1 protein-coding gene and 1 pseudogene are annotated in these 3,647 nt (G+C 71.2%); both read left to right on the top strand.

Annotation, left to right across the window (positions count from 1 at the left end):
- Positions 1-203 precede the first annotated feature (203 nt).
- Entirely contained in the window at positions 204-3,506 is a 3,303-nt protein-coding gene (gene fdh / locus ACLQ2U_RS32110) for a formate dehydrogenase (RefSeq protein WP_425754631.1), read from the top strand.
- Positions 3,499-3,647: pseudogene (locus ACLQ2U_RS32105) on the top strand (4Fe-4S dicluster domain-containing protein); the annotation flags it as partial. The gene fdh and the pseudogene ACLQ2U_RS32105, both read left to right, overlap by 8 nt.

The raw sequence follows: 3,647 nt of genomic DNA, 5'->3' as shown, positions 1-3,647 counted from the left end.
TCAGGCTGGAGCCGCGTCGCGCCACTCGCCGAGAGGCGACCTGCACACCGACACCCCAGCGCCGCCCCCGACCCACCAGGGCCGGGGGCGGCGCTGCATCCGTACGAAAAAGATCGCCGGCTCCAGTCGCGCCACCCCGTGCGCTGTCCTAATGTTCAGGAGGTCAGCTTCCCGGCGGCGTGGTGGAGGAGGGGCGGTCCGAAGTGGGTCTGCGTACCGTCCTCGAGGGCTGGCCGGTCTACCGGCAGCTCACCGGCACCGACCCGCTGGGCCGCGGCGCCGCGGCGCAGTCCGCGCGCTCGGCGGAGCTGACCGCCCGCACCGGGACCGCCGACAGCATGGCCCGGTCGGTCTGCCCGTACTGCGCGGTCGGCTGCGGGCAGCGCGTCTTCGTCAAGGACGGCCGGGTCACCCAGATCGAGGGCGACCCGGACAGCCCGATCTCCCGCGGCCGGCTCTGCCCGAAGGGCTCGGCCAGCAAGAGCCTGGTCACCAGCCCGCTGCGGCAGACCAAGGTCCGCTACCGCCGACCGTACGGCACGCAGTGGGAGGACCTGGACCTCGACGTCGCGCTCGACATGATCGCCGACCGGGTCCTCGCCGCCCGCGAGGAGACCTGGGAGGCCGTCGACAGCGAGGGCCGGGCGCTCAACCGGACGCTGGGCATCTCCAGTCTCGGCGGGGCGACGCTGGACAACGAGGAGAACTACCTCATCAAGAAGCTGTTCACGGCGATGGGGGCACTCCAGATCGAGAACCAGGCCCGTATTTGACACTCCGCCACCGTCCCCGGTCTGGGGGCCAGCTTCGGTCGCGGTGGCGCGACGGACTTCCAGCAGGACGCCGCCAACGCTGACGTCATCATCATCCAGGGCTCGAACATGGCCGAGGCCCACCCGGTGGGCTTCCAGTGGGTGATGGAGGCCAAGCGCCGCGGCGCGAAGGTCTTCCACGTCGACCCCCGGTTCACCCGGACCAGCGCCGTGGCCGACACGTACCTGCCGATCCGGGCGGGCACCGACATCGCGCTGCTCGGCGGTGTGGTGCGCTACATCCTGGACAACGAGCTCGACTTCCGGGAGTACGTGCTGGCGTACACAAACGCCGCCACCATCGTCAGCGAGCGGTTCGCCGACACCGAGGACGGCGACGGTCTCTTCTCCGGCTTCGACCCCGAAACCGGCAGCTACGTGCAGGACAGCTGGCAGTACGAGGGGCACGAGGGCGACTCCGGCAGCGGGCACACCGCCAAGGAGCGGGACACCGCCGCCGGGCTGCTGCACGAGTCGCACGGCGCCCAGGTGGCCGGGCAGACCCAGCGGGACGAGACGTTGCAGCACCCACGCTGCGTCTACCAGATCCTCAAGCGGCACTTCGCCCGCTACACCCCCGAGATGGTGGAGCGGGTCTGCGGCATCCCGCAGGAGAAGTTCCTCGAACTGGCCCGCGCCTGGACGGAGAACTCCGGCCGGGACCGCACCGGCGTGCTGATCTACTCCGTCGGGTGGACGCAGCACAGCGTGGGCGTGCAGTACATCCGCACCGGCGCGATCATCCAGCTGCTGCTGGGCAACATGGGCCGCCCGGGCGGCGGGATCCTGGCGTTGCGCGGCCACGCCAGCATCCAGGGCTCGACCGACATCCCGACCCTGTTCAACCTGCTCCCCGGCTACCTGCCGATGCCGCACCACGCCGACCACCCGACCTTCGACGAGTGGGTGGACAGCATCCGCCACCCCGGCCAGAAGGGCTTCTGGGGCAACGCGCGGTCCTTCGGCGCCAGCCTGCTCAAGGCGTACTGGGGGGACGCGGCCACGCCGGAGAACGACTTCTGCTACGGCTACCTGCCCCGGATGACCGGCGACCACGGCACCTACCAGCAGGTGCTGAACATGATCGACGGCAAGATCAAGGGCTACTTCCTGCTCGGCCAGAACCCGGCGGTCGGCTCCGCCCACGGTCGGGCCCAGCGGCTCGGCATGGCCAACGTCGACTGGCTGGTCGTCCGCGACCTCTTCATGATCGAGAGCGCGACGTTCTGGAAGAACGGCCCGGAGGTGGCCACCGGCGAGATCGTGCCGGAGGAGTGCCGCACCGAGGTGTTCTTCCTGCCCGCCGCCTCACACGTGGAGAAGGAGGGCACCTTCACCCAGACCCAGCGGCTGCTGCAGTGGCGCGAGAAGGCCCTCGACCCGCCGGGCGATGCCCGCTCCGAGCTGTGGTTCTTCTACCACCTGGGTCGGGTGCTGCGGGAGAAGCTGGCCGACTCGGACAAGCCTCGCGACCGGGCGCTGCTCGACCTGGCCTGGGACTACCCGACGCACGGCCCGGAGGCCGAGCCGAGCGCCGAGGCGGTGCTGCGCGAGATCAACGGGTACGACGTGGCCACCGGCCGCCCGCTGTCCGCGTTCGCCGAGGCGAAGGACGACGGCTCCACCGCCATCGGCTGCTGGATCTACACCGGGGTGTACGCCGACGGCGTCAACCAGGCCGCCCGGCGCAAGTCCCGCCACGAGCAGGACTGGGTGGCCGCCGAGTGGGGCTGGGCCTGGCCGGCGAACCGACGCATCCTCTACAACCGCGCCTCCGCCGACCCGGAGGGCCGACCGTGGAGCGAGCGGAAGCGCTACGTCTGGTGGGATCCGGAGAAGGGCGAGTGGACCGGGTACGACGTGCCGGACTTCGAGAAGACCAAGCCGCCGACGTACCGGCCGCCGCAGGGGGCCAGCGGCGTCGAGGGGATCGCTGGCGACGACGCCTTCGTCATGCAGGGCGACGGTAAGGGCTGGCTGTACGCGCCCAGCGGCGTCCTCGACGGCCCGCTGCCGACGCACTACGAGCCCGCCGAGTCGCCGATGCGCAACCCGCTCTACGGGCAGCAGGCCAACCCGACCCGCAAGGTCTACGACCACCCGGTGAACTCGGTGAACCCGAGCCCGCCCGAGGAGCACAGTCAGGTCTTCCCGTACGTGTTCACGGTCAGCCGGCTCACCGAGCACCACACCGCCGGCGGGATGAGCCGGACGGTGCGGCCGCTGGCCGAGCTGCAGCCGGAGATGTTCGTCGAGGTGTCGCCGGAGCTGGCCGCCGAGGCCGGGCTGGCCCACCTGGGCTGGGCGCACATGATCAGCGGGCGGGCGGTGATCGAGGCGAAGGTGCTGGTCACCGACCGGCTCACCCCGCTGCGGGTGGACGGCCGGGTGATCCACCAGATCTGGCTGCCGTACCACTTCGGCTTCGAGGGCCTGGTGACCGGTGACTCGGCCAACGACCTGTTCGGCATCACCCTGGATCCGAACGTGCTGATTCAGGAGAGCAAGGTCGGCACCTGCGACGTACGCCCCGGCCGGCGGCCGACCGGGCCGGCGCTGCGCGACCTGGTCGCCGACTACCGGCGGCGGGCCGGCATCGTCCCGGGCCACCTGCCCGCGAGGGTGACCACCACGGTCCGGCATCCGGCCGGGCCGAGCGACGACGGGTCGAGGGAGAACGGCGACGATGCCTGACGCCAACAGCCTCTACGGCCCACTCGACCCGGCCCCCGACGCGGGCTGGGTCGAGGCGGGGCCCCGGGTGGGCTTCTTCACCGACACCAGCGTCTGCATCGGGTGCAAGGCCTGCGAGGTGGCCTGTAAGGAGTGGAACGG

It is taken from the genome of Micromonospora sp. DT47, from assembly GCF_049844475.1.
Taxonomy (GTDB): domain Bacteria; phylum Actinomycetota; class Actinomycetes; order Mycobacteriales; family Micromonosporaceae; genus Micromonospora.
Note: the sequence above shows the minus strand (reverse complement) of the source record. Positions and strands in the feature narration are given on the sequence as shown.